Origin of the sequence: Sphingobium sp. PNB, from assembly GCF_019873065.1 — a bacterium.
GTDB classification, from domain to species: Bacteria; Pseudomonadota; Alphaproteobacteria; order Sphingomonadales; family Sphingomonadaceae; genus Sphingobium; species Sphingobium fuliginis.
Genome location: NZ_JAINEZ010000017.1, coordinates 35,140 through 60,961 on the forward strand (window position 1 = coordinate 35,140; position 25,822 = coordinate 60,961).

Below are 25,822 nucleotides of genomic sequence, written 5' to 3' on the forward strand. Positions count from 1 at the left end.
TTCATGACGGCGAGTCGCCCGGAGCGCCGCCCAGCGCCTGGTATAGCGCGACATGGGCATTGAGGCGGTCGCTCTGGATCTGAACTAGCGCGAGATCGACCGACAGCAGCGCGCGCTGCGCATCGATCTGTTCGAGGTAGGGCGAATAGCCTGCACGATACCGGTTGGTGGCATGGCGAAGGGCATCTGCCACGGCTGCGCGCTGGGCCTGCAGGGCGCGCTCCTGCTGTGCCAGACGGTCAATCACGACCAGTTGATCCTCTACCTCGCGAAATGCCGTCAGGACCGTGCGCTGATAGGCGAAGGCGGCCTGATCACGCTGGGCTGTCGCGGCGTCGAACTGCCCTTCCAGCCTGCCACCGCTGAACAGGGGTGCAAGGACGCTACCGCCAAGCGACCAGATCCCCACCGGATCGTCCAGGTTCGACGAAAGCACCGCACCGGCAGAGGCGGCAAGGCGCAGTTGCGGAAGAAACTGCGCCCGCGCCGCGCGCAGGCGGGCGTCGCTAGCGGCCAGAGTGAATTCCGCCTGAGCAATGTCGGGCCGACGCCGCGTCAATTCGCTTGGGAGAACGGCGGGAATGGCGGGCGCTTGCAGATCGGCGAAGGTTCCGCCGCGGGCGACAGCGCGCGGGGTTTGCCCGACGAGCTGCGACAGCGCGTTTTCCTGCCTGGCAATCGCGGCTTCTATCGCGGGAATTTGTTGCTGCGCGGCGCGATATTCGGCCTCTGCCTGCCGCAGTTCGAGCTGCGAGGTATAGCCAGCCTCCGCACGGTCGCGCGCGATCCTCAGCGCCTCGGCGCGCGCGGCAAGCGCCTCCCGCAGAATTTCGAGCCTGCTATCGAGCGCCAGCAGGGCGATATAGCCAGATACCGTAGCTGCTGTAACAGCTAGCTTGGCGGCTTCCCGCGCTGCCTGTGTTGCCGCGCTGTTGGCGCGCGCGGCATCTATCTGTGCCCGGTTGAGGCCGAACAGATCGATCTCGTAAGCCGCCTGAAACAGCGGTTGCGCGGCCAGCCCCTCGTTGGCGCTGCCAAAGGCGTTCAGGCTGCGCGATTCGCTGATCCCCGCCGTGGCGTTGAGCGTGGGGAGCAGCAGGCTGCGCGCGGCGCGTTCCTGTCCGCGCGCTTCACGAACGCGCGCGGCTGCGATGGCGATATCGGGATTGTTGGCCTGTGCATCGGCCACGATTTGCGAAAGTGCCGGATCGCCAAAGGCATCCCACCACTGCCGCTCTACATCGCCGCGCGCATCTAGGTGCGTCCGCCATGCGACAGGCGGCGTCACCACGCTGGCATCGGGGATTGGCGCAAGCGTGGGTGCGCATCCGGCCAAAGCGGCAAGGAAGGCGATCGGGGTCAAACGGCGGGCGGTGTGGCGGCGCATCAGCGATCCCCCGTGTGAACCGTTGCGATCACCGACATGCCCGGCCCCAGTCTGGCCGCCGCTTCCTGGTTCGGATCGATGCGGATACGCACTGCGATGCGCTGCGGAACCTTTACGAAGTTGCCTGCGCCGGTATCGGGCTTGATGACGCTGAATTCGCTACCCGCAGCGGGCGAGACGCTCTGCACCGTGCCTGCAAGTTCAAGCCCGCCCAGCGCGTCGATCCTGAGTGTGGCTGGTTGGCCCACTCTGATCCCGGCAGTTTGGGCTTCCTTGAAATTGGCGACCACCCACAGCTGTTCCGGCACCAGATACATCATCTGCGTGCCGGGCGAGACGAGCTGCCCTTCACGCACCGAAACCTCGCTCAGACGGCCATCGCGCGGGGCGCTAATAACAGTGTTGTCGAGATCGATCTGCGCAAGGTCGCGCGATGCGGTGGCTCCTTCGACCTGCGCTTCCAACCCGCCTTGCCCGACATCGACCGAGCGCAGCTGCTCGCGCGCGATGTCGCGTTGAGCCATGGCCTGCGCCACACCCGCTTCTGCCTGGCGCAGCGCGGCCCGTGTCTGGTCGCGTTCGCGCAGCGATACCGATCCTTCGCCGACCAGTTCGTCGACCCGGCGTATATCCGCCCGCGCTTTGGCCAGCTGGGCGCGGGCATTGGCGACGGAGGCCTCTTGCAGGCGCAGCTGCGCCTCAGCCGAGCGCCGGCTCTGTGCCGCATTGGCGAGGCTGGCGTTCTGCGCTGCCATGCCGGCCTCGCCCTGTGCCACCCGTTGCCGGTAGATCCTGTCATCGATGCGCACCAGCGGTTCGCCCTCTTTTACATCGGCGAAATCCCGCACCAGCACTTCGGTGACATATCCGCCGACCTGCGGACTGATGACAGTGGTCTGGCCGCGCACATAGGCATTGTCCGTCGTCTGGCTGTCCGCCTGAAACGGCGGCAACTGCCAGGCATAGAGCACGGCCAGTGCGCCAGCGATGATGGCAAGGGTAAAGAAGATCGTCTTGAGGCGCGATCTCTCCGGGGCCCATCCTTCGGCACTGGTCTCGTCCGCCGTGGGTTCTGCCTCGGAACCCCCTTCACCGGGAATTGTACCGGTGCCGTTATCAGGTGTTTTGTCTGGTTGCATGTCCGGCCCTTTGCTGGCCCCTTCGGTTTGCTGGTCTGGCTTTTTCTGGCTCATTCTTTTGCTCCGCCCATGATCGCTGCAAGCGCCTCAAGTTCCTTGGCCAGGGGCTTGATCCCGCGCGCACGGTTGTAGAGCCAGTTCGCAAGGAGCACTGCAAAGGCGATGGACGCAATCACACCAATGAGGAAAAACATGTCGTTGAAGGCAAGGATCGCCGCGTCGCGCCCCGCCTGCTGGATCAGTTGCCCGGCGCCGCTGGCCTGCCGCAGCACCGGATCGGCCATGGTGGCGTTATAGGCGGCAGCACGCTGCTGGATGGCCTGCGCAACGGCGGGATCGGTCAGCGATAATTCCCGCCCGATTTCCATCAGATGCACTTTTGTCCGAATGGTCTGGAACGCGGCCAGCCCGGCAACACCGGCCAGCCCGCCCAGTGTTTGCGAAAGCGAGAACACGGCAATGAAGCTGATGATATAGTCCATCCCCCGTGCCAGTGCGCGCAGCAACCCTTCCATCATGGCCGATCCGATGAAGTAGATCGCGGCAAAGGCCATCATCGCCTGAGTCCAGTAGAAATTCTCCGGGCGCGACAGCAGGCCGGCGCGCGTATCGATGAAAGCCGCCACGGCTATCAGCGCCAGCGCCACCAGCAATGGGCGTTGCAGATCACTGACATCCAGTCGCACGATCAGCACCACAAGGCCAAGCAGGGTCGCGCCGGTGATGATCCAGTAGTAGGTGACCAGCTGATCGCTTATCATACCGACGGTGGTCAGCAGGCCGCCAGCTCCGAAACCTTGTTCGGACAGCAAGACCCGCATCAGTGCGCCGGTGACGGCGAAGATGAGGATGTCCTTGCTCGTCATCCAGCGCGTGTGGAGCATGGGATTGGCGCGGTTGTGTTCAATAAGGAATGCGAAGCCAATCAAGACAACGGCGCCCGTCAGCGCCCAACCCAGCCACGGGGTGGTCCACCACTGGATACGGCCCTGAACAAGAAAGGCGCAAAGCAATCCCATGCCGGTGGCCAGCAGCGGGAACGTAACGAAATCGAGTTTCTCGAATGCCTCTTCGATTTCGCCCGGCGGCAGAGGCAGGATGAATACCGAGCCGAAAGCAACCAGCGAAAGTGCGAATTGCAGATCGAACAGGTGGGTAATGTCGCCCCCGGCAACCAGTGCAGGCGATATGGCGCGCGCCAGCGGAAGGGCAATTTGCGAGAGGCCGAGGCCAATCAGCACGCCCGCGATCCGCGCCTTCGCCGGCAGGCCCTGCATCAGGTAATAGATGCCCAGCGTCGAAAGACCGCTGGCGGCAATGCCGGAAATCCCGCGCGAGACCAGCTCGATCTGGTAGCCTGCATCGAATAGCTGCACGAAATTGGCCAGCAGCAATGCGCCCATGGCGACCCTGACGAAACGCTGGATGCCAAACTGCTGGCGCAGCTTGAACAGCAAAATGCTCATCAGCGCATTGGTCATGTTGTAGGCGACCGTGACCCAGCCCGATTCTACCGCCGAAAGCGAGAGATGACCCTGCAATCCGGTAAGGTTAGCCAGCAGCAGACCGTTCTGGAAACCGCCCAGAACGGCCAGATATATCCCGATCAGCAGATAACCTGCCTTGCGCGCCGTCGGATGATCCGGCGTTGCGGGAGAGCCGGCCAGGAAAGGCCGCTCGTGCGGCTTGAACACATAGCCGCCGGAAGAAAGCGCGGAGTCAGCCATCAATAAACAGGGGGTCGACAAGCGTTTCGTGCAGGGCCGCGCGAAAACGACCATCGTTGCCCAAATCGGGCGAATCCTGCGTCAGCCGGTCACGCCGCATGATGCAGGCAGCCGTCCCGAAAGCGAATTGAAGGAAGGTCATTTCGGGATGTGCTGCGCGTATTGCGCCGTCTGCGCTGGTGCGTGCGATCAGGGGAAGGAACTGGTCAAGCAGGCGGCGAGTGACGTGTTCGTAGACCCATTGCGCCCGTTCGGGGTCATGATCAATGTCGCGCACCATGAAGCGGGCGATGTCAGGCCGAGCGGCCATGAAGCCGATGTATGCGCTCATAGCGGCACGCAGCGCAGCGCCCGAATCGCTGAAGCCGGTGGTCTGCGCCAACGACGTCTGGGTCGCTTCGATCCTCTGGCCGATAGTCTCGATGATCCGCTTCCACAACTCCAGCTTGGACCCGAAATTGTAGGACACCAGCGCCATGTTGACCCCCGCATCATCGGCGATCTCACGTAGGTTGGTGGCGTCAAAACCCTTGGCGGCGAAGATGGGCACCGCGCTTGCCATGATGGCCTGCACGGAATCGATTTCGTTCTTTCTGGGCCTGCCGCGCCCACGCTCGGTTTGCGTCATGATCTATCCTTCCACGCGCCGCGAATGAACAGGTAGATAGACGCAGTTACTATTTAATCAAGTGATGAATTACGGATTCGGTGAGTTAATGCGTTTGTCGGGTCTCGTGGGGGTCAGGCGCTCGCCAACTCGGGCGGCACCAGTGGGCCACCCCGTTCGATCGCCTTGATCAGGCCCGGTTGTCGGTGCAGCCGGTCCAGATAGGATTGTAGCACTTGATAGGCATCGAGGGCGCCTGCCATTCTGGCCATTTCAAGCGTATAGACCATCTGGATGTCGGCTAGCGTCAGTTCACCGCCCATCAGGAAAGGCCCTTCGCCCACCCCTTCGGAAATGTAGGCGAGCAGATCCTTGCCTCGCGCATCCGCGAACTGCGCGATCGGATCGGGAAGCCCGCCCATCATCCGGCCCAGCAACGGCAGCAGAAGCGGAAAACTGGCAGACCCCTCCGCCAGATCGAGCCATTGGTCGTGCATCGCGCCCTGTGCGGTGCCCGCCTTGGGAGAATGACGGCCATCGCCGTAACGAGCGTCGATATAGCGCAGGATCGCGCTCGATTCCGCAAGGACCAGATCGCCATCGACGATGAAGGGCGCCTTGCCCAGCGGATGGATATGCTTGAGATTTTCGGGCGCGCGTCCGCCAACCCTGGCGTGGCTTTGCAGCTCGTATTCGAGATCAAGCTCTTCCAATAGCCACAGAATACGTGTCGAACGCGAAGTTTCAAGGTGGTGAACGACGATCATGCGTTTATCCTCTGGAGTGGGCGCATAGTTTGTTTTTGGCGCAAGGGTCAGGATCATGCGGAGTGATGGCCGTCCTGCTCCGCTGCCTCTCCCAAACGCTCGACCAAGGCACTGGTCATGGCGCGCAGATCGGCGAGCTGGTTTTCCTCGATTCCCACCTGCTTCGACAAGGCACGCGGTATTTCCCGAGCTGCGCTATGCAGATCGCGCCCATGCGCAGTGGGTGCAATCAGAACGCGGCGTTCGTCATGCGGATCGCGCATCCGTTCCACCAGCCCGGCACGCTCCATGCGCTTGAGCATGGGGCTGAGCGTGCCGACATCGAGGTGCAGGCAGGACTGCAGCGCACCTACCGTGACGGGCTCACGCTCCCACAGAACCAGCATCACGAGGTATTGCGAATAGGTCAGGCCAAGCGGTTCCAGCAGCGGCCGATACAGGCGCTGGAGAAGATTGGTTGCGGCATAGAGGGGGAAGCACAGCTGCCGGTCGAGCCGCAGCAGTTCATCCTCCTCTTCAGCTGATGGACGGTGCTCTGTCGTCACGGGCGATTCCGTTAGGCCTCTGCCCGAACCTTAAGGTCAACATCGACATTTCCGCGCACCGCGTTGGAATAGGGGCAGACTTCGTGTGCCTGTGCCACGATCTTTTCAGCCGTGTCCTGGTCGACCCCGGCAATAGCGACATCGAGTGCGACCGACAGGACAAAGCCACCTTCGGCATTCGGCGACATCGAGACCGTACCGACGACTGTGACGTCGTTATCGGCGATCTTGTGCGTGTTGCGGGTGACGTGGATTACCGCATTGCCGAAACAGGCAGCGTAACCAGCCGCGAAAAGCTGTTCGGGATTGGTCGCTCCACCCTTTCCGCCCAGTGCTGCGGGCAGGGCAAGATCAACTTCGAGCAACCCATCGTCGCTGGCAACGCAACCGCTACGACCGCCTGTGGCAGTGACCTGGGCAGTATAGAGTATCTTCATGGCATCGGTCCTTTTAACTGGCTGGCCATAATATGGGATGCAATGTAATTTCGTCAAGCGGTCTCTTTTTCTATTTGGTCAGTTCCGGGGGCTGGCTGACATGGGCTATGCCTGATGATTGCTGAAGCTTTGCCGACAGATCGCCACCGATGCATTCTAATGTCCGCTTCGAGGTGATCGTCGCATGGAATTCGATGGCCTTAATTGGGGCGCAAAACGGAATTTCGGCTAACGCACTTCCCTTGCTGGCAAGCTGGATCTGAGCGTAAGAAGTATCTTTCTCAGAGCTGACACCAGTCGGGCGAAAACGCACGCCACCTATGGGGCAGTCACTCGGTCATCGTTGGTTTTCTCTAAGTTCTTTGCCGCTTGCTCAATTTAGCATGCACTCGAGCAAATCGCCGATTTGCTGCACCGCTTCCAACAAATGACCGTCATCGAGGTGAGCATACCGGGCCGTGGTCTGCACGTTGGCATGACCGAGTAGGCGCCCGATCATCGGCAGCGTTTCCTTGTTCATCGCTGCGTGGCTGGCAAAGGTATGGCGTAAGTCGTGAATTCGAACGCCGGGTAGACCTGCTGCTTCCCTGACCCTACGCCAGAAACCATTCACGCAGCGAAGTGGCTTGCGGTAGCGGTAGTTCCAGAACGGATATGGAACCCTCTCGAAGCGCGGTAGAGCGGCGATTACCTCGCGCGCTGCCGATCCGAGCCATACCGTTCGCGGCCCGGTCTTGCTGTCGCGTAAGTGCAAACGGCTGCCCTTGATGTCGGTCCATTCGAGCGTGAGAATCTCGCTCTTGCGGCAACCTGTCAGCAGCAAGAGCGTGATGGCTGCGCCCGCGCATTGCCTGGTGCGATCCTCTGATGCCCGCAATTTTGCCAGCTCGGAACCCAGACGGGCGAGTTCTTCATTGGTCAGGAAGCAATCGCACTGGCGCTTGCGATTAGGCCGGACCGAGCGGCAGGGATTGGTGTTTTCGAGCCGGTAGCCCCATTCCTCAGCCTTGTTCAGCATGTGTTTGAGGATTTCGAAGGTCCGGTTCGATGCTCCCGGCCCGGTCCGATTGTTGAGGTCCGCGAACCAGCTCGTGACGTGGCCCTCGTTCAGTTCGTCGATGTAGACCCCAGCAAAGGCGTCATCGAGATAGCGGCGGCGGTAGGCCGAGCGGGAACTACTTCTGGTTCGTTCGCTTGCGGCATCGCGGGAAGCATCGCCGCATCACCCTTGGCCGAACCGACGAGCTTAAGGCGGGACTAGCGAGGGCGCAGGCTCGCCGCATTCTTGCAGAAGCCGCGCTTGACGGATTGCCCAAGCGCGCGGTGGTGAAGGCCACACCGACGATGACGGATTTCGTCGAGACATATTGGGATGATCTTTCCCGCGTGTGGAAGCCGTCGACCACAAAGCGGAACTGGGCCGCATGGAGGCTCACCATCAAGCCTACGTTTGGTGACACGCGCGTAAGGGGCACCAATATTGACGTCCTCCGCGAACTGATCCCAGTGGCGTGACTCGATCTCTTCCAGCGTTGCCTTCTTCGCAATTTTCATCGCCAGCTTGGGCGACAGATCGCGATAGGCGACCGTGGAAAGTAGGTCATAGAGCGGCGCAAGCCGGATTGCCCCATCGATATACAGCAGGCTGAAATTCTTGGCGTGCGCATCGGCATTGCCGATGATCAGATTGAAGATGGCCGCATCCGCCAGCTTCAATATGTCGCGCGCGGGGCGGGTGGCGGCCTGGCGTAGCAGGGCGAAGCTGTCCTTGAACGTAGGACCGCCTTCGCTGGCATATTTGCGCTGTGACGGGACGCCCAACGCCTGGGCAAAATCCTCCTGGTGAAGGCGAACCAATCGGCCGTCGGCGTCCCGAGTTCGGTCGTAACGCTCGATCAGCAGGAAGGGTTGATCCCGGACCCTCCGCATAGTGACCGACGCCACGTCCAGCCCGATCTCTCGGGCCAAGGTCATGCAGTAATATTCGTTCTCGGTCGTCTGCTCGAACCGTGCGATCGGTGGCTTGAGAATATGGCTGGTGGGCTGCCCCGGTGCCGGGAGCGCGATATGATCGTCGATTAGCAGGACGGGCAGCTTGGACTGCGCGCCCGCCAGGGATAGGCGCAGACCGCCTTCACCGGCGAGCATGGGCCTCATCGGCAGATGCTGCAGCAATTGCAGCAAATGCTCATCATCAAGAATGTCAGGCGTTCCGCTCGCAGGTGCTGGTGGAAGCTGACCTTCCGGCAACAGCATCAGTGCGCCGGCGACTTCGCCGCCGAGATGCTCCAGCAACTGGAATTCATTTCCGGCCGAAACGCCTAATGCCCTGGCAATCGCGCTACGCTGCCCCTCTTCCGGCAGGATACCGCCGAAGAAGGAATGACATACCCGTCTGCCAAACGGCTCCACCTGCTTTGGCAACGAGAAAGACAGCGCTGGCGCGTCGGCGTCTTCGAGCCATTCGGGTGCGTAGCTGAACCCCATGTCGCCGTAGTCGTTGAGGTGCAGGAATCCGGCGACCTTACCGCCCCACCATATGGAAAGCTGCTTGCTCATCTGATGCGTGCCGGCGTTGCAATGGAAACATCGCAGCCGAGGGTCGCAAGAACCTGCAATGCCTTGCCCAATTGCAGCGTCGGCTTGCCTGCCTCCAGATCGACGATGAAGCGCACTCCGACACCGCAAGCTGCGGCGAGCTCTTGCTGCCGCAACCCTTGCGCCTTGCGTTCTTCCCGAACGATCCTGCCAAGTGCGTTACTATCCATATTCCCGATCGGGAACATAAATCATCCGACCCGCCTAAACAAGGCGATTATTCCCGATCGGGAAATTATCTGATGACCGGATCTTCTAAGGGCTGAATTATTCCCGATCGGGAATTTCCTAGCAACTCTACGAAATCAGCCCGGAAAATGCCATGTGACAAAACCTATGACGTAATTTATTATAATCCTAGGATTTGTCACATGACCACTAACCCCGCAAGCCAGCGTGATTGCCTGACCAGCCTACTGCAACGCAGTGTTCTTCTGCGTGCTCGAGAGCTTCGCAACGCCGGGATAGCCTCGGAAACGATTGCACGCGCGGTGAAGGTCGGCGAGATCGAGCGTGTAGCGCGTGGACTCTACCAGCACCCGGACGCACCGATTGATGCCGCGCGCGCACTCGCGGAGACCGCGAAGAAAATCCCGAAGGGCGTGATCGCCATGGTTTCGGCGCTCGCATTCCACGAACTCACCGACCAGATGCCGCGCAGAGTGTGGGTTGCGATCGGCCGTGGAGACTGGTCGCCCGTCGCTTTCTATCCTCCCACGCGAATTATCCGGCTCAGCGAGAAATATCTCCATCAAGGCGTCGAGCATCACATGATTTCGGGCGTCAGCGTTCCGGTCTACTCGGTTCCGAAAACGCTCGCCGATCTGTTTCGAAACTCCAGGCTGGTCGAACGCTCCATTGCGGTGGAGGGGCTGCGCGCGGCCCTTGCCCAGCGCAGAGCGACTCCGGGCGTGATCGCGCAAGCGGCCATCGCCGGCGGTGCATGGCGTATCATGCGGCCTTATCTCGAAGCTCTCACCTGCTAGCGCTCTACCAATCGCTTGATGCATCGGTAGGGGATGAACGTGGACCGCCCGATCTTGATGGTTTCGATCTCGCCGGATTGGATAAGCTCATAGAGGGTCGAACGGCCGATACCCGTCAACTTGACCGCCGTCTTAATCCGAACGGTGAGCGGTTCCATCGGCAGTGCATCCTGCTCGGCTATCGCCTCGAGCGCCTGCTTGCGACGCTCGTCGTCACTCAACCCGCGGGTCATGATCTGGTCCGCGAACGCGCAAACCCGCGATCGCTTTCGAGAAAAGCCGTCAGCATCGCAGGGATGAGTTCTGCGATCGGTTCTTCGCGTCCGTAGCTTTCTGCATAGAGCGCGGCATAGTCCTGCAGCATCTGGTGCAGGTCGGGTGTGACGGTGATCGGCAGTTTGATCGGCGTCCTGTCCGGCAGCTTGGGAAGCTTGAGTTCCGGCATGTGTTCCTCCTAACCGCGCCACGGCGCGAGAATGAGATCGCGATGTACGATTAGCCGGACGGGCGCGCCGGGCCGGATGGTGATTGTCGGCTGTATCTGCAGATTGCGGGAAGTGATCTGGTCGCCGGCGCGGGACACATTCTGCTGCGTCGATTCGCGGATCGCCTGGACGAGATCACTCTCGCCGGAGAAGGTCACGTTCGCCCCCACGCCGAGCAATGTCGAAATCGCGACCCCCTTGAGCAGTGTCCATGTGTGGAAATCGACCCTATCGGCGAGCCCAGCATAGCCAGACGGGTCAGTTGCGGGCACGTTGTCGAGCCGAACTGAACTGCCGTCCGGCAAGATGATCCGCTGCCACACGACCAGCGCGCGACGCTGGCCGAAGGCAACGACGCTGTCGTAGCTGCCGATCAGGCGCGCGCCCTGCGGAATGAGAAGAATGCTGCCCGTTGCGCTGTCGAAGACCCGCTCGGTCACCTGGGCGGTGACGAGGCCGGGCAGGTCTGACCTGAGTCCGGTGATCAGGCTCGCCGCGATGACACTGCCGGCGGACAACATGTTCGGCGACGCCGGCGGACTCAACCGATGCTCGTTGACGTCGCCGCCGGTGTCGCGCGCAGCGACGAATTCGGCCTTGCGCTGCTGGGCATTAGGATCGCGATCAGGATCGATCGCGACCCGCGACGCATCGGTGGCTGCGATCGGTGGCGAGGGTGGCGTCGCATCGGTGCCGCGGGTCGGATCGGTGCGATTGCCGGATTGCGCCAGCAATCCCGACTCGCGCGCCGCCTTCAGCTCCGCAGCCCGTCGATCGCGTTCGGTCGCAGCGGCCCGGTCCGCACGCCCGGTTTCGCCGCTCGTCGGCTCGATGCCCATCGCGCGCTGATGATCGAGGATGGGCCGGCCGAGATCGCCCGGCAATGGCGGTCCGAGCTTGGGCACGTCGCCATAGCTGCCCGGAAGCCCGTTCAGCGTATCGGCCGGCGCCTTCGCCGCGACCGTCTGGTCATCGGCTTGTCCAGCGAGGTGCAATGCAGACGGCCGCAGCGCGACCCAGGCCGTCGCGATCAGGCTGACGGAGCCGAGTGCTGCGATCGCCACCACGGCGCCCCGCTTGAAGCGGATCGCCCGCGCAGGCTGGGCGCGAAGCGCCAGCGTTTCCGGGTCCACCTTGCCCGGTGTGGCGGGGGTCTCGGGCGCCGATGGGGCTGCCGCCTCGACGGTCATGATCCCCTCCGCGTTGGCGCGCCTTCCGCCACCCGGCTGATCCGGACAATCTGCTGGTGCTTTGTCCCGAGGCGAAGCTCGGCGACGTCGAAGATGCGATCGACGACATAGAAGCGGCCCTTCACACGATAGTTGACGAGCTGGGCCTCGCCTTTCCCGTCCACCAGGAAAATCGGCGGCGCTTCGCCGACGGCCAGCGTCGCCGGGAACTCGATGAAGGTCTGGCGTCCGTCGTCGAAAGCACGAAACGGCCGCCAAGCCGGTCGATCGCCCGATACGGTATAGTTGAAATGAAGCTGCTCGACCTCGATCCCGGCTGCCACCGGAGCCGCCGCCTCGGTCGCCGCTGCGGCGCGCTTCAATGCGATCAGCGCATCCTGCGGATAGGTCCAGGAGAGCGCGGCCAGCGCTGTCTTCGCCATGCTGGTCAGGGCGATGTGATAGCTGCGCCGGTCGGTGGTGATGACGAGGTTGGTGGACAGGCCGGCGCTGAACGGCTTGACCAACACATGGGTTCGCTTCTCCGCGCCCGACCCGCTGGTCGTATCGCCGATCACCCAGCGCACCGTGTCGCCGCTTGCCACGGCCACCAGCGTCTCACCCGGTTGCAGCGCGATGTCGGTCACCCGCTCCGGGGCGGTGATGACATGATAGATGGCGCCGTCGGCGAACGGATAGACCTGCACGGCGTTGATGAAGCTCTGCGCAACGGGTTCGATCGTCGCTGCGCGGTTGGCGGCGGCGACCGGCGTGGTTTTGTGCATGGTCGCCTCAACCGGTTGGGCAGCAAGGGTCAGGCAAGGCGCCAGCAGCGCTGCGGCTGCGAGAATTCGAGTCATGGCTGGGTCTCCGTATTGACGGTCGGTTGTGCGGCAAGGTTCGGGTCGAGCGGCGAGCCGAGCGGCACGTTGCCGGGCGGCTGCGCGGTGCGCGCTGGAGCAGTCGACGCTGCGGGCTCGAGTTCGCGGCTCCAGTCGATCGCGTCGATGTAGATGCCGAGCGGGTTCCTGCGGAGCGTGTCGGCCGATACCGGCGGCTTCGTCAGGATCGTCAGGATGCCGGTCCAGTGAGAGGAACCTGCCGCGCTCCCACGCTCATAGGCCGTCTCGGTCCATTTGACCTGAAAGGAGCGATCCGATGCGCGAACAACGCTGGTCACCTGCACCGATACGGTCCGCTCGCCGATCCTGGCGAAGGGGTCCGCGGCCCGCGCATAGTCACCGAGGAACTGGCTTCCTCGCGTCGTGGCGAAGTCATAGGCCGATAGCCAATCGCGGCGCATCAGCACCGGATCGAGCGAGACCCCACGGACATTCTCGATGAACTTCGCCAGATGCCATGCGATCTGGGGATCAGTCGGGTGATAGCCCGTTTCGGCCTCGATCACTGCCCGGGCCTCGCCCAGGCGATCGACCTCGACGACATAGGGCGTGACCCGGCTCTGCAGCGACTGCCAGATGAGTGCGCCCGACATGGCGGTCGACAGCGACAGCATGCCGAACGCCATCAACCGCCAGTTGCGGGCCTGGACACGGGCCGACCCGATGCGGTCATCCCAGACCTGGCCGGCGCGTTGATAGGGCGTCTCCGGCTCGGGCGTCTGCGCGTAGCGCTGGACGGCGCGCTTAAAGAACATGGGGCTTGAAGATCATGGCTCAATCTTCCCTTTCCTTGATGTCGGGGGTGGCGGAGGCGCCGCCGCGATCGCCTTCCTTCAGCGTCTGCATGGCGACATGGCGGTGGTGACGGGCGTCCTGCTGGCGGCGCAGTGAGCGTGCCCAGGACGGAGCGCCGTCAGCAGCACCGCCCGAAGATGATCCATTCGAATTGGCGCCGCCGTTGAGCGCGGACCAGGCGGCGTCACGACCGCGTTCAGCGGCCTCGCCCAATCCCAGCGCTGTCGATGCTTTCTGGCGGGCGGCGCCCGCCGCCGCCTGCGCCATGCCGCCGACACCGGCGCCGACACTCGACGATCCGGCGGCGGTCTGGCCAAGCTGGTAGGAGGCTGAAGCCGCCGAACCCATGGTCGTGCCGGCCCGAATCGCACCGAGCGCAGCGCCACCGACCGCACGGGCCGCGCCCATCGCGGCACCGCCGCCAAGCGCGACGACGCCGGCCGCGCCGATGGTCGTACCGACCGCCGCACCAGCGCCCAATTGCGGCGCGCCAGCCACGAGGCCCGAGGCGATGCCGGGGCCGAAGATACCGAGGCCGAACAGCGAGAGCGCGCCGAGCGTCAGGCTCATCGCGGCGCCGAGATCGGGTTCCTGCCCCTGCATCGAGGTCGTGAACTCGGCGAAGAAATTGGAGCCGATGCCGACGATCACGGCGAGCACCATGACCTTGATACCCGACGAGACGACGTTGCCGAGCACGCGTTCGGCGAGGAAGCTGGTGCGATTCCAGAGCGCGAAGGGCACGAGGATGAAGCCGGCCAGCGAGGTCAATTTGAACTCGATAATCGTCACGAACATCTGCACGGCGAGGATGAAGAAGGCGAGGATGACGATCACCCAGGCGAACAGCAGCACCGCGATCGTCAGGAAATTCTCGAAGAAGCTGACGAACCCCATCATGCTCGACGCCTGCTGGAGCAGCGGCCACGCGGCCGAGAATCCGGTCGAGGCGACGCGGCCGGGCCTGAGCAGATCGTCCGCCGATATGGTCCCGCCCCCGGCGGTGAGGCCGGCCTGTGCGAATGACTTGAAGATGATGTCGGCAAGGGTCGAGAAGCTGTTCAGGATGAACGCAAACGCGCCGATGTAGAGGATCTTCTTGATGAAGCGGCCGATGACATTGTCTTCGCCGCCCATCGCCCAGAACAGACCGGCCAGCGTGATGTCGATGCCGACCAGCGTAACGGTCAGGAAGTGGACGTCGCCGCCCAGCAGCCCAAACCCGCTGTCGATGTAGCGGATGAAGGCCTGCATGAACCGGTCGATGACGCTCAGGTCGTTCACTTCACTTTTCCATCAAGAGGGGTGCCGCGGGGAGCGCAAGGGGAGCATCACGCCCCCTGCGGCGACGGCGGCGGGAGGCGAAACCGCCGCCGCCTAGCCGGCGTCCGACTACTGGGGCGTGTAGGCGGTGCCGGTACCGAGGAACTTCGTCGTGGCGGCGCGTCCTTCGGCCTCGGCCTGGGCACGGCGCGCCGCTTCCGTGGCTTCGGCGCGGTATTGGGCCGCCATCAGGTTCTGGATCTGAAACTGCTGCTTGGCGGTCAGCGCGAGCAACTGGTTGGTCGCCTGTTGCGCTTGCAGCGCGCCCTCGGCGCCCTGGCTTCGCGAAACGATGCCACCCAGGGTCTGGGCGTCAGCCTGGACATTCTCGACGACCTGCGCCTGCACGCCCATTGTCTGTTTGTAGGCTGCCATCTCGGTGTCGAGCCGGGTCCGAGCGGCAACAACCTGGCCGTTCATGGTCAGCGACTGGTTGAAGCTCTGGGGAAAGAGCTGGCGGAATTGCTGGTCGAGACCGTCGACGCGGAACTGGATGCCCTGCGCCTGGCCCATCAACTGGTCGATCTGCTGGAGCGTGCTTGTGATCGCCTGGATCTCGGGAAAGCCGATCGTTGTGAGATTCTTCGCCTGGTTGACCAGGCTTTGGGCCTGGTTCTGAAGCGAGCGGATCTGGTTGTTGACCTGCTGGAGGGTTCGCGCGGCGGTGAGCAGGTTCTGGCTGTAATTGCTCGGATCGAACACGGTGAACTGCGCGTGGGCGGGCGCGCTCGGCACGATCAGCGTGACTGCGAGCGAACCGATGGCGCCAGCCCCGAGCGCGGTCGCGATCAGATATTTTCGGGTTGGGATACGCATCACACTTTACTCCTTGGCTTGGGGGACGGGAAAATCGGGGAGGAGGCCGGCGGCCCAATCGAGGCCGGCTCCCTCAAGAAATCGGGCGGCGAAATCCTCGGGGCCGTGCTCGGCCAGCAGGCTATCGATGCGTGCCTGGGTCACAGGATCGGAGGCGCCGCACAGGGCAAGGGCAATCGGACCGAGGCCCAGTTCGAACAGGCGGTTGCCGCGTGCGGATTGCAGATAATAATGCCGCTTGGGGGTGGCGCGGCTGACCAGTTCAATCTGCCGCTCGTTGAGGCCGAACCGCTCATAGGCGGCGCGCGACTGCGGTTCGATGGCGCGGTCGTTGGGCAGCAATATGCGCTGCGGGCAGCTTTCGATGATGGAGGGCGCGATGCTGCTATCGGCGATGTCCGCCAGGCTCTGCGTCGCGAACAGCACCGCGACATTCTTTTTGCGCAGCGTCTTCAGCCATTCGCGGATGCGCGCGGCGAAGAGCGGATGGTCGAGGAAGATCCAAGCCTCGTCGAGCACCAGCAGCGTCGGTCGGCCGTCGAAGCGCTCCTCAAGGCGATGAAACAGATAGGTCAGCACCGGGGCGACCACGCCGACCTGTCCCATCAGTGACTCGGTCTCGAAACATTGAACGTCGGCGAGCGCGAGATGCTGTTCCGCCGCGTCAAGGAGCCGGCCATAGGGGCCGTCGAGCGTATAGGCGGTGAGCGCGACGCGCAGCGCATTGGACTGGAGCAGCATGGCGAGCCCGGTCAGCGTGCGCTCCTCCGGGGGTGCAGATGCGAGACTGCCCAATGCCGACCAGACGGCATCCTTCACCTCGGGGGTGACCATGACCTTCTCGTGCGCCAGCAGCGCCGCGATCCATTCGGCCGCCCAGCTCCGCTCGCTTTGATCATCGATGCGGCGCAGCGGCTGGAACGCGAGGGTTTCGCCACTGTCCGCGCCGAGCCCGAGGGCATGATGGGCACCGCCCATCGCCAGCACTGCCGCGCGCGCCGAATAGCCCTTGTCGAAGATATAGAGCTGGGAGTCGGCATAGCGCCGGAACTGCAGCGCGATCAGCGCCAGCAGCACCGACTTGCCGGCGCCAGTCGGGCCGACGACGAGCATGTGCCCGACATCGCCGACATGGGTCGAGAGGCGAAACGGAGTCGATCCGCTGGTCTGGGCATAGAGCAGCGGCGGCCCGCCGAGATGCCGGTTTTCCGTCGGCCCTGCCCAGACCGACGACAACGGCATGAGATGGGCGAGGTTGAGGGTGTGAACCAGCGGCTGGCGTACATTGGCGTAGGCCTGGCCGGGCAGCGACGACAGCCACGCCTCGATTGCGTTGACGCCTTCGCGCTTGGCGGTGAAGCCAAGGCCGTTGACGATCCGCTCGACCGCGCGGACCTTATCCTCAGCGCGGGCACGATCGGCGTCCGACACCGTGATCGTCGTGGTCAGATAGCCGAAAGCCACATGATCGCCGCCGAGCGCCTGCAGCGCGAGATCGGCATCGACCACCTTGTTGTCGGCATCGCTGTCGAGAAGCTGGACGGGCTGGTTGTACATCACCTCGCGCAGCAGCGCGGTGATCGACTTGCGCTTGTTGAACCATTGCCGCCTGATCCTCGTCAGCGCCTTGGTTGCGTCGGTCTTGTCGAGCGCGATGAAGCGCGTGACCCAGCGGTAGCCGAAATCTTGGTGATTGAGCGCGTCGAGGATACCCGGCCGGCTGAGGTTCGGGAATCCCAGCACTGTCAGGGTGCGCAGATGGCTCGCGCCCAGCATCGGCTCCAGCCCGCCAACCAGCGGCGTGTCCGCCAGCAGCGCGTCGAGATAGATCGGCGTTTCCGGCACGGCGACCGGGTGACGACGGCTGGAAACGGTGCCGTGGAGATAGGTCAGCGTCTCCGCGTCGCCCAGAGCCCGCACCTCGGGCATGAAGCCCGACAGGAGATCGAGCACGCGATCGGTCTCGGCGATGAAACCGGCGAGGCTGGCGTGCCAGTCCCGGCCCTTGGCGTCATCGGGCCGCTCGACCAGTGTCCGACCTGCCGCATCGCTGCTGTCGGCGGGCGGCAGCCAGACCAGCGTGCCATGATAGATACTCTCGAAATGCTGGCCCTCTGCCTCGAACCCGGCACGCCGCTCCTGCTCGACCAGCCAGGACGCGGCATCGGGGAAGTCGCTCTCGGGATAGCCGAGTGCCTCGCGGCGCTCGGCTTCGAAGAACAAGGCCCAGCCCGAGCCGAGGCGCTTGAGCACATTGTTGGCTCGCGCGCAGGCCGACACCAGTTCGGCCTCGGTGGCGCTTTCGAGATCAGGACCGCGAAAGCCGAAGCTGCGCTGGAAGCTGCCGTCCTTGTTGAGGATAACGCCCGGTGCAACCAGCGCGGCCCATGGCAGATGGTCGGCGAGACGATCGGCGCGCGACCGATATTCGGCTAGGCTCAACATGCCAGATATCCCTTCTGGCGCAGATGGCGGAGCAGCACTGGCACAAAGTCCGGGTCGCGGCGGGCGGCGAACACTGCGATGCTGTGGCCGATGGCCCAGATCGCAATCCCGACCAGCCATTGCTGCAGGCCGAGCCCGACCGCGGCGGCGATCGTGCCGTTGACGATCGCGATACCGCGCGGCGCGCCACCAAGCAGGATGGCTTGCCCCAGGCTGGCGTGGATCGGCGCCTCGAACCCCTCGATGTGGCTCACGCGACGAGCGCCCCGCCGCCGAAGCTGAAGAAGGACAGGAAGAAGCTCGAGGCGGCGAACGCGATCGACAGGCCGAAGATGATCTGGATCAGCTTGCGAAAACCCCCGGCGGTCTCGCCAAACGCGAGCGCCAGCCCCGTGGAAATGATGATCAGCACCGCGACGATCTTCGCGACCGGTCCCTGGACCGACTCCAGCACCTGCTGGAGCGGCTGCTCCCAGGGCATGCCCGCGCCGCTGGCATAAGCGCGGCTGGTCATGGTGATCGACAGGCCGAGCATTAGCCCGGTGACGAAGAAGCGGTCGCGGTTGGGAATGCGAAAATTGGTCATGTCAGTCTCCTTCATTGTCAGGGGTCAGGGTCGGGGTGAGATCGACGACGGCGTAGCCGCCATCGGGGTCGAGCCCGGCGACGCGGGCGATGGTCTCGAGGCGTCGCGCGGGGCCGCGCCCGGCGATGAAGACGATCATGTCGATCGCCTCGGTGACCAGCCGGCGCGGCACGTTGACCACGGCCTCCTGGATGAGCTGCTCGATCCGGTAGAGCGCGGACGCCGCGCTGTTGGCGTGGACAGTCGCGATTCCGCCGGGATGGCCGGTGTTCCAGGCCTTGAGCATGTCCAGCGCCTCGCCGCCGCGGACCTCGCCGACGATGATGCGATCGGGCCGAAGGCGCAGCGTCGAGCGCACGAGATCGCCCATGGTGACGGCGCCGGCCCGGGTCCTGAGCGCGACCGTGTCGCGGGCCGGCGATTGCAGCTCGCGGGTATCCTCGATCAGGATCACCCGTTCGTCGAGATGCGCCATCTCGGCGAGAAGGGCGTTGGCAAGCGTCGTCTTGCCCGAACTGGTCCCGCCCGCGACGAGGATGTTGCGGCGATCGACGACTGCCAGGCTGAGCAGGCGCGCGGCCTCCGCCGACATGATGCCGTCGGTCACATAGTCCATCAGCGTGTAGATCCGCGCCGCGGGTTTCCGGATAGAAAAGCACGGGGCGGTGGAAACGGGCGGTAGGATTCCCTCGAACCGCTCGCCAGCGCCGGAGCCGAGCGGCGGCAGTTCGGCCGACACGATGGGCTTGTCGCCGTGCACCTCGGAATGGACATGGGATGCCACCAACCGGATGATCCGCTCGACCTGGGGTGCATCGAGCTTCACGTCGGTATCGACACGGCCTTCGCCGAGGATATCGACCCGCAGCGCGCCGTCGGGATTGACCATGATCTCGATCACCCGCGGGTCGGCGAGCGCGGCGGCAATTGCCGGCCCCATCGCGGTACGGAGCATGGCACGGCGGCGTTCCGCCGAGACGCTTTCGGTCTGGGCGGACGTCACGATGCGCCTCCAGCGGGATCGACGGGCGCCAGCGTGCGCTTACCGCCGGCGATGTGGCGGCCGACCTGGGAGACGAACGCCTCGAACCGGTCGCGACCGATAGCATGAGCTGCGGCATCGGCTTCGGGCAATGGCGCCGTCACCATCAACTGGTAGCGGACGAACAGCGACAGGCTTTCAAGCAGCACGTCGATGTCGCGCCGCGCGCCGGCGAGTTCGCGTGTCAGGCGGTCGAGGCGAACCTTGAGGAGGTCGTCGATTTCCTTGGTCCCCCGGCGCGCCAGCCAGTCCTTCAGCGCATCGTTGACGAGGTGGCTCTTGTTACCGCGCGGACCGGCCGCGAGCGCCGCGAGCGCATCGCTGAGTTCGCGGTCGATATACAGGTTCTGGCGGATCTTCATCGCTGCCTCAGAAATCCGGTATGAGGTCGCGCTTCGCGCCCTCGTTCATGGCATGACCCCGGACGACGGCACTCTGCCCTTGCGCCTGGTCCATGGCGCGCTTGTCGGCGGCGACGTCATCGTCGTCCGGGACGATCTGAGGATCGCGCGTTTCGGCGGCGTCGGTTACCTTGGAGACTTGTTCGGGAAGGCCGGGATGGCGCTGCTGCTGCATGCCGCCATCGTCCTCGCCGCCTGCAGCGTCCTCGGCCTGGTGCAGCTGGGCGTCGGTGCCGCGCACCTGGTTGGACCAGTCGTCGGCGCGCGACTTCGGCCGATCGGCATATTGGCCCGACGCCAGTTTGGGTGCGGCCGCCACGCGCTCGGCGAAGTTGCGATCGCGGAAATAGCGCAGTTTGCGCGCGCGGATCGGCGCGAGCCCGGATACGAGCACAAGCTCCTCGTCAGGCGAAAGCTGCATCACCTCGCCCGGCGTCAGGAGCTGGCGGGCGGTCTCCTGGCGGCTGACCATGACGTGCGCGAGCCAGGGCGCGAGCCGGTGCCCGGCATAGTTGCGCATCGCGCGCTGCTCGGTCGCAGTGCCCAGCGCATCGGAAATGCGCTTCGCGGTCCGCTCGTCATTGGTCGCGAAGGCAACGCGGACATGGCAATTGTCGAGGATGGCGTTGTGCTCGCCGTAAGCTTTTTCGATCTGGTTGAGGCTCTGCGCGATCAGGAAGGCGCGGATGCCGTAGCCGGCCATGAAGGCGAGGCTGGTCTCGAAAAAATCGAGACGCCCCAATGCTGGAAACTCGTCGAGCATCATCAGGAGCTGGTGCCGGCGCGAGGATGTGCCGGGCTGGTCGAGCCGCTCCGTCAGCCTGCGGCCGATCTGGTTGAGCACGAGCCGGATAAGCGGTTTGGTGCGGCTGATGTCCGATGGCGGGATGACGAGATAGAGCGACAGCGGCCGGTCGGCCTCGATCAGGTCGGCGATCCGCCAGTCGCAGCGCGAGGTGACCTCGGCGACGGTCGGGTCGCGATAAAGGCCGAGGAACGACATGGCGGTCGACAGCACGCCCGAACGCTCGTTCTCGCTCTTGTTGAGCAGTTCGCGCGCGGCGGACGCGACGACGGGATGGACCCTGGGGTTCTTGTCGTCGCCGAGATGATTGGTGGTCATCATCCGCCGGAGCGTGGCGACGAAGCTGCGCTGCGGATCGGACAGAAAGGTCGCGACCCGAGCGAGCGTCTTCTCCTCCTCGGCGTAGAGGATGTGGACGATCGCGCCGACCAGCAGCGAATGACTGGTTTTCTCCCAATGGTTGCGGCGTTCAAGCGCGCCTTCGGGATCAACGAGGATATCGGCGATGTTCTGGACGTCGCGCACCTCGTTGATGCCGCGCCGGACTTCGAGCAGCGGGTTGTAGTGCGCCGATGCGGCGTCGGTGGGATTGAACAGCAGGCAGTGCGAGAATCGCGCGCGCCATCCGGCGGTCAGCGTCCAGTTCTCGCCCTTGATATCATGGACGACTGTCGAACCGGTCCAGGACAGCAAGGTCGGGACGACGAGGCCCACGCCCTTGCCCGACCGCGTTGGCGCGAACGCCATGATGTGCTCGGGGCCGTCATGGCGCAGATAGCGGCCAGCGAGCGTGCCGAGCATGACGCCGGCGTCACGATGCAGCCCGGCGCTCTCGATCTCGCGGGGGCTCGCCCAACGCGCCGAACCATAGGTGGTAACGTTGCTCGACTGGCGCGCGCGCCACAGCGAGCCGAAGATCGCCGCCGCGCAGCCGACGAAACCGCTGGCGCCGGCGAGCATGCCCGCCCTGTCGAAGACGATGGGGGCATAGGCGTCATAGTGATACCACCAGCCGAATAGCGCCCAGGGACGGTAGATCGGCACATTGCCGAGCCGGAACCAGGGCAGGCCGAGTTCGGGTTGATATGCGAGCATCGCCGCTGCCCATTGCGTCGCCGCCCAGACCCCCGCGATCACGATCACGAAGACGACGAGGATCTGGCCGATGAGCAATTTGGTGGGTGTCACGTCGAGGCTCCCGCCCGCCGGACAGGACCGGCTCGGGCGGATTCAGACTCGGTGACGGGCTCGAAAAACGAAACGGCGCTGATGGGCGCAGATGGGCTCGCCTCGGTCCGTTCCGGTCAGACGCCGGAACCGCAAGCTATCCGGCAGGCGTCGTCCACCGGTTAGAGGCCGGCGTCGGTCCGGAGCGTTTCGATACGTTCGCGCGAAACGGTCTCGACGATGTCGCGAAGGGCGCGGACCGAATGCGATAGCGCGTCGAGGTCGTCGTTGCCGATCTCGTAGCTCGCCGAATATCGCGCTTCAACGTAGGCGCGCTTCAGCAGTTCGAACCGACGGCGGTCGATCCGAGCCGCGCGCGGCCAGGCCTCGATCAACCGCGGCTCGCTGTCCTCGGCCAGCGATCGCAGGAATTTGATGTTGTGGGAACGGGGGAAATAGAGGGTGCGGACGAGAAGGAAGCAGGCGTAGGCCGTTTCAGTTGCTTGATGCAGGTTGAAAGCCGCATGCCGTCGATATCGAATTGGGTCATCGGTACGGACCTGTTGTGCCGATGCAGTTTCAAGCCAGACGTCGATATCGCCCAGCTTCTCCTCGAAGTATTTTGATGCCATTTCAAACGCGTCAGCTGCCGTCAGCGGCTGCGGTGTGGCGAGCGCACTGCCGGGCAGTTCGTAGAGAACAATGCCTTCTCGGACGATATCGACCCAGAAATACTCGCCCCGGCTCAGCGCCTGATTCACCTCCTCTAGCGTGTGCACGATGATATTCACGGGTCGCCCGATCGCGGTGTCGCGCAGGATTTTATCCTCGGCAACGTACCAGTAATCGGCGATATCCGTGAGATCTGGGTGACTGACGATAACCAGCAGGTCGAAATCTGACTGGTATCCATTCTCGGGCTCATCAACCCAATCGTCCCGCGCATAACTGCCGAACAGGATGACCTTGAGGATGCGGCCATTCTTCTTCCACGGCTGGTTCGCGCGCGCGGTCGCTTCGGCGAACTCGCCCATGAGCAATTGCGTTACCCGGTCCAGCTCGCCCTGGTGGACTGGTGGCAGATGATCGATGCCGTTCTTCATCAGCGGATTCTCGTGAGTAAGCCGTCCCTACGCAACCCTTCAATTCGCGAGAGTGGCTCTGACTATGTGATCCCCAACGAGTTCATCATATTTTGACGAGCACTTTGGCCTCCTCGTCGCCGTTTGCCACACGACGTTGCGCCTCGATTGATCGTTGCCGCGACCTCGGGGCCATCCCGAAGACGTCTGCCTTGCGGACAAGCACGCGGGGGTCTTCGCGTATGATCACGTCCTGTCGCTTCAGGTCGATTGTGATCGAGGAGATCGTCTCCGGAAATGGTTGGCGCTTGCCTGCGCGTTCCGAGCTGGCATTGGCTCGCGCCGGGACAGGATCGGGCAACCGCGCGCCGCGCCTTCGCGCCCGATCTCCCCCAAGAAATCATTGCGCGCCGGTCGAAAGGCACGCCCACCGGCTTCGTCGCGACGATCTTCGACCGGCAGCGGCAGGCTATCCGTGACATGCTGCTCGGCGGCCGCCTGGTCGAATTCGGTCTAATCGACGAAGCCAAGCTCGCGCAGGCGCTCTCAACGCCCGGACCGGTCCGCGATCTGCGCTTCGTGCGGATCATGGAATTGGTCGACGCCGAAGCCTGGGCAGCAGCGCAAATGTAAGGGCCAGGACCGCCTACGACAGTTTGTCTTTTCGTGGATGCTGACCTCACGCTTTGCCATTCGGCGCGAAAATAAAAGCGCAAAACTGACTGTCAACTCTGTCCGATATCCCGGCGATGCACATAAAATTCGCGCTACCCGGTAGCTGGGCACGGCCCCGCGACACAGAAGACGCCGGCACCCTAGGTGTTTGGCCCCAGCATGTGATGGTGTAGATTTATCGCCATCGCAGCGGAGGAAACTATGGGCCAGATTCTTCACGGCAGCGCCAAGACCACGCACGCCATTCGAGGCGAGCTACAGCGATCGCAAGCTTCGGTCGCGAGCCGCGCGAAGCGGTACGGGATCAACGAGAAAACAGTCGTGAAGTGGCGGCATCGACGGTCTGTGAAAGATATGCCGATGGGGCCGAAGGAACGCCGCAGCACGGTGCTCTCGCCGATGGAAGAAGCCGCCATCGTGGCGCTGCGCGTGCAGGCCCGGCTGCCACTGGATGACGTCTTCACCGCGCTGAAGGATGTGATCCCGCAGTTGACGCGTTCGTCTCTACACCCCTGTCTGCAGCGTCACGGCATCAGCCGCCTGCCCAAGGCCGACCGCGAGAAGCTCAAGAAGTTCAAAGGCTACAAGATCAATGGCTTCCAGTGCTGCGCCGCCGTCTGGTCGTCTTGTCCGACGCCCTTGCCCGGTACGGGCGCCTGTACCAGCGCGTTGTCGCTGGCCGGTGTGAGTGATGCATCTTGCCTGTTAGCTGACGCGTGATATGTCCACACGCTCTCGGTCAGAAGTATCGCCTACAGGTTCGCGGTCTCGACCATTGTTCGACCTCACGATGCTGCCTGATGCCTACCTGCTCCATTGGAACAGCATCGCCACTTCGCCAGCCCGGACAGCTGGGCGCTCAGCGCCCTAACAAGACCTAATACGCGACGGCAGCCGATAACTCGCAAGCGCACCCGCCCGGCATCACTGTGGCTCACGCACTTCTTTCAACGATGGGGTGCCGGGGGCGCGAGAACCGCGAGCTCCCTGATCGACACAATCCAACAGGAAGGAACAACAGCCATGAAACGTGTGATACTGGCCGCCACCCTCGCGCTGACGGGCCTGACTGCGGGCCCGGTCGGAGCTGCGCCGCAAAAGGTTCCGGCGAGAAAGCCGGCGATCGTCCTCGTGCACGGAGCCTTTGCGGACACCTCCAGCTGGAACAAGGTCGTTACGATTCTGCAGCGCGATGGCTATTATGTCATCTCGGTCGCCAATCCGCTGCGTGGTGTGCGGAGCGACGCAAACTATGTGGCGAATGTTGTCGCGGCACTGAAGGCACCGGTCGTGCTGGTCGGCCATTCCTATGGCGGTTCGGTAATCAGCGAAGCTGCCGAGGGACAGCGTAACGTGAAGGCTCTGGTCTATGTCAGTGCATTTGCCCCCGAGGTCGGGGAGACTGCTGCCGGCCTCAGTGCCAAATTCCCCGGGAGCACGTTGGCGGCGACGCTCTACCCGCCAGTGCCGCTAACCGGCGGTGGCAAGGATCTGTACATTATCCCGGCCAGGTTCCCGGCGCAGTTCGCTGCCGACGTCGCACCGGCAGAAGCGCGGCTGATGGCGGCTGATCAGCGGCCCATCACGGCGGCGGCTCTCAATGAGCCCACGACCGCGCCGGCGTGGAAACACATCGCGTCCTTTTCGGTCTACGGCGATCAGGACAAGAATATTCCACCCAAGGCGCTCGCCTTTATGGCGCAGCGGGCGCGGATGAAGCAGTCCATCGTGATCAAGGGCGGGTCACACGTCGTCATGGTCTCCCATCCGGACGTCGTCGCGCGGCTGATCGAAACCGCCGCGCAATATCAGCCGGCGAAGTGAAGCTGTCCTGGCGGTCGGATCTCGCCCGACCGCCGGGACTGCCACTCCAAGCCGTCCAATTTGCCTCCGATACCGAAATTTTTCCGTATCTTACCAATGAAACCATTCCTGC

General features: G+C 63.6%; 27 protein-coding genes and 1 pseudogene. 4 read left to right on the forward strand and 24 right to left on the reverse strand.

Annotated elements, in window-relative coordinates; all coding sequences use genetic code 11:
• Position 1: 1 nt before the first annotated feature.
• From K7W03_RS08390 to K7W03_RS08435, 10 genes are all read right to left on the reverse strand, one after another.
• Complete coding sequence (locus K7W03_RS08390; protein WP_222886019.1) at positions 2–1,387, reverse strand: efflux transporter outer membrane subunit; 1,386 nt, start codon at positions 1,385–1,387, stop codon at positions 2–4.
• Positions 1,387–2,580 carry an HlyD family secretion protein gene (locus tag K7W03_RS08395; protein ID WP_226869913.1) on the reverse strand — a complete coding sequence of 398 codons (1,194 nt, stop codon included), beginning with the start codon at positions 2,578–2,580 and terminating at the stop codon, positions 1,387–1,389. The genes K7W03_RS08390 and K7W03_RS08395 overlap by 1 nt, the downstream gene beginning before the upstream one ends.
• Positions 2,577–4,253 carry an MFS transporter gene (locus tag K7W03_RS08400; protein ID WP_222886020.1) on the reverse strand — a complete coding sequence of 559 codons (1,677 nt, stop codon included), beginning with the start codon at positions 4,251–4,253 and terminating at the stop codon, positions 2,577–2,579. Before K7W03_RS08400 ends, K7W03_RS08395 begins: the two co-directional genes overlap by 4 nt.
• Positions 4,246–4,881, reverse strand: a complete 636-nt coding sequence (locus K7W03_RS08405; protein ID WP_222886021.1) for a TetR/AcrR family transcriptional regulator — start codon at positions 4,879–4,881, stop codon at positions 4,246–4,248. Before K7W03_RS08405 ends, K7W03_RS08400 begins: the two co-directional genes overlap by 8 nt.
• 113 nt (positions 4,882–4,994) lie before the next feature.
• Entirely contained in the window at positions 4,995–5,627 is a 633-nt protein-coding gene (locus tag K7W03_RS08410) for a glutathione S-transferase family protein (protein ID WP_222886022.1), read from the reverse strand.
• A 53-nt stretch (positions 5,628–5,680) separates the two neighbouring features.
• On the reverse strand, positions 5,681–6,172 hold the full coding sequence (locus K7W03_RS28060; protein ID WP_222886023.1) for a MarR family winged helix-turn-helix transcriptional regulator: 492 nt from the start codon (positions 6,170–6,172) through the stop codon (positions 5,681–5,683).
• 11 nt (positions 6,173–6,183) lie between these two features.
• Positions 6,184–6,609, reverse strand: a complete 426-nt coding sequence (locus K7W03_RS08420; RefSeq protein WP_160771783.1) for an organic hydroperoxide resistance protein — start codon at positions 6,607–6,609, stop codon at positions 6,184–6,186.
• 373 nt (positions 6,610–6,982) lie between these two features.
• Positions 6,983–7,627 (reverse strand): site-specific integrase, encoded by a 645-nt coding sequence (locus K7W03_RS08425; protein ID WP_222886024.1) that lies wholly within the window; start codon positions 7,625–7,627, stop codon positions 6,983–6,985.
• Positions 7,628–7,866: 239 nt separating this feature from the next.
• On the reverse strand, positions 7,867–9,168 hold the full coding sequence (locus K7W03_RS08430; protein ID WP_222886025.1) for a type II toxin-antitoxin system HipA family toxin: 1,302 nt from the start codon (positions 9,166–9,168) through the stop codon (positions 7,867–7,869).
• Positions 9,165–9,395, reverse strand: coding sequence for a type II toxin-antitoxin system Y4mF family antitoxin (locus K7W03_RS08435; protein WP_413469320.1), 231 nt, complete (start codon positions 9,393–9,395; stop codon positions 9,165–9,167). The genes K7W03_RS08430 and K7W03_RS08435 overlap by 4 nt, the downstream gene beginning before the upstream one ends.
• 183 nt (positions 9,396–9,578) lie before the next feature.
• Here K7W03_RS08435 and K7W03_RS08440 point away from each other — a divergent pair, with 183 nt between their 5' ends.
• Positions 9,579–10,193 carry a type IV toxin-antitoxin system AbiEi family antitoxin domain-containing protein gene (locus tag K7W03_RS08440; RefSeq protein ID WP_222886026.1) on the forward strand — a complete coding sequence of 205 codons (615 nt, stop codon included), beginning with the start codon at positions 9,579–9,581 and terminating at the stop codon, positions 10,191–10,193.
• On the opposite strand, the gene K7W03_RS08445 is transcribed toward K7W03_RS08440, so the two are convergent.
• The 14 genes from K7W03_RS08445 to K7W03_RS08510 all read right to left on the reverse strand — a co-directional run bounded on the left by K7W03_RS08445 (position 10,190) and on the right by K7W03_RS08510 (position 23,232).
• Complete coding sequence (locus K7W03_RS08445; protein ID WP_222886027.1) at positions 10,190–10,426, reverse strand: helix-turn-helix domain-containing protein; 237 nt, start codon at positions 10,424–10,426, stop codon at positions 10,190–10,192. The two genes, K7W03_RS08440 and K7W03_RS08445, sit on opposite strands and share 4 nt — an antisense overlap.
• Positions 10,423–10,638 (reverse strand): DUF2274 domain-containing protein, encoded by a 216-nt coding sequence (locus tag K7W03_RS08450; RefSeq protein WP_222886028.1) that lies wholly within the window; start codon positions 10,636–10,638, stop codon positions 10,423–10,425. Before K7W03_RS08450 ends, K7W03_RS08445 begins: the two co-directional genes overlap by 4 nt.
• 9 nt (positions 10,639–10,647) lie before the next feature.
• Positions 10,648–11,868, reverse strand: coding sequence for a TrbI/VirB10 family protein (locus tag K7W03_RS08455; protein ID WP_222886029.1), 1,221 nt, complete (start codon positions 11,866–11,868; stop codon positions 10,648–10,650).
• On the reverse strand, positions 11,865–12,707 hold the full coding sequence (gene trbG / locus K7W03_RS08460) for a P-type conjugative transfer protein TrbG (protein ID WP_222886030.1): 843 nt from the start codon (positions 12,705–12,707) through the stop codon (positions 11,865–11,867). Before trbG ends, K7W03_RS08455 begins: the two co-directional genes overlap by 4 nt.
• Complete coding sequence (gene trbF / locus K7W03_RS08465) at positions 12,704–13,504, reverse strand: conjugal transfer protein TrbF (RefSeq protein ID WP_222886031.1); 801 nt, start codon at positions 13,502–13,504, stop codon at positions 12,704–12,706. Before trbF ends, trbG begins: the two co-directional genes overlap by 4 nt.
• A 19-nt stretch (positions 13,505–13,523) precedes the next feature.
• Positions 13,524–14,828 carry a P-type conjugative transfer protein TrbL gene (gene trbL, locus K7W03_RS08470; RefSeq protein ID WP_222886032.1) on the reverse strand — a complete coding sequence of 435 codons (1,305 nt, stop codon included), beginning with the start codon at positions 14,826–14,828 and terminating at the stop codon, positions 13,524–13,526.
• Positions 14,829–14,936: 108 nt separating this feature from the next.
• The gene (gene trbJ, locus K7W03_RS08475) at positions 14,937–15,683 is read right to left on the reverse strand and encodes a P-type conjugative transfer protein TrbJ (RefSeq protein WP_222886033.1); all 747 of its coding nucleotides are present in this window, start codon (positions 15,681–15,683) and stop codon (positions 14,937–14,939) included.
• A gap of 6 nt (positions 15,684–15,689) precedes the next feature.
• Positions 15,690–18,128 carry a conjugal transfer protein TrbE gene (gene trbE / locus K7W03_RS08480; RefSeq protein ID WP_222886034.1) on the reverse strand — a complete coding sequence of 813 codons (2,439 nt, stop codon included), beginning with the start codon at positions 18,126–18,128 and terminating at the stop codon, positions 15,690–15,692.
• Positions 18,122–18,382, reverse strand: coding sequence for a VirB3 family type IV secretion system protein (locus K7W03_RS08485; protein WP_033964516.1), 261 nt, complete (start codon positions 18,380–18,382; stop codon positions 18,122–18,124). The genes trbE and K7W03_RS08485 overlap by 7 nt, the downstream gene beginning before the upstream one ends.
• Entirely contained in the window at positions 18,379–18,714 is a 336-nt protein-coding gene (locus K7W03_RS08490) for a TrbC/VirB2 family protein (RefSeq protein WP_222886035.1), read from the reverse strand. Before K7W03_RS08490 ends, K7W03_RS08485 begins: the two co-directional genes overlap by 4 nt.
• 1 nt (position 18,715) lies before the next feature.
• On the reverse strand, positions 18,716–19,669 hold the full coding sequence (gene trbB / locus K7W03_RS08495; protein WP_222886054.1) for a P-type conjugative transfer ATPase TrbB: 954 nt from the start codon (positions 19,667–19,669) through the stop codon (positions 18,716–18,718).
• Between the two features lie 44 nt (positions 19,670–19,713).
• On the reverse strand, positions 19,714–20,118 hold the full coding sequence (locus K7W03_RS08500) for a CopG family transcriptional regulator (protein WP_222886036.1): 405 nt from the start codon (positions 20,116–20,118) through the stop codon (positions 19,714–19,716).
• A 7-nt stretch (positions 20,119–20,125) separates the two neighbouring features.
• On the reverse strand, positions 20,126–22,150 hold the full coding sequence (locus tag K7W03_RS08505; protein WP_222886037.1) for a conjugal transfer protein TraG: 2,025 nt from the start codon (positions 22,148–22,150) through the stop codon (positions 20,126–20,128).
• Between the two features lie 161 nt (positions 22,151–22,311).
• Positions 22,312–23,232, reverse strand: a complete 921-nt coding sequence (locus K7W03_RS08510; protein WP_222886038.1) for a HEPN domain-containing protein — start codon at positions 23,230–23,232, stop codon at positions 22,312–22,314.
• Positions 23,233–23,508: 276 nt separating this feature from the next.
• On the opposite strand from K7W03_RS08510, the gene K7W03_RS08515 reads away from it, so the two are divergent.
• The 3 genes and pseudogenes from K7W03_RS08515 to K7W03_RS08525 all read left to right on the forward strand — a co-directional run bounded on the left by K7W03_RS08515 (position 23,509) and on the right by K7W03_RS08525 (position 25,710).
• Positions 23,509–23,844: an asparagine synthase-related protein gene (locus K7W03_RS08515; protein WP_222886039.1), complete on the forward strand. Its 336-nt coding sequence runs from the start codon at positions 23,509–23,511 to the stop codon at positions 23,842–23,844.
• A 243-nt stretch (positions 23,845–24,087) separates the two neighbouring features.
• Positions 24,088–24,486, forward strand: a pseudogene (locus K7W03_RS08520) (IS481 family transposase); the annotation flags it as partial.
• Positions 24,487–24,909: 423 nt separating this feature from the next.
• Positions 24,910–25,710 (forward strand): alpha/beta fold hydrolase, encoded by an 801-nt coding sequence (locus K7W03_RS08525; protein ID WP_222886040.1) that lies wholly within the window; start codon positions 24,910–24,912, stop codon positions 25,708–25,710.
• The last annotated feature ends 112 nt before the right edge of the window (positions 25,711–25,822 follow it).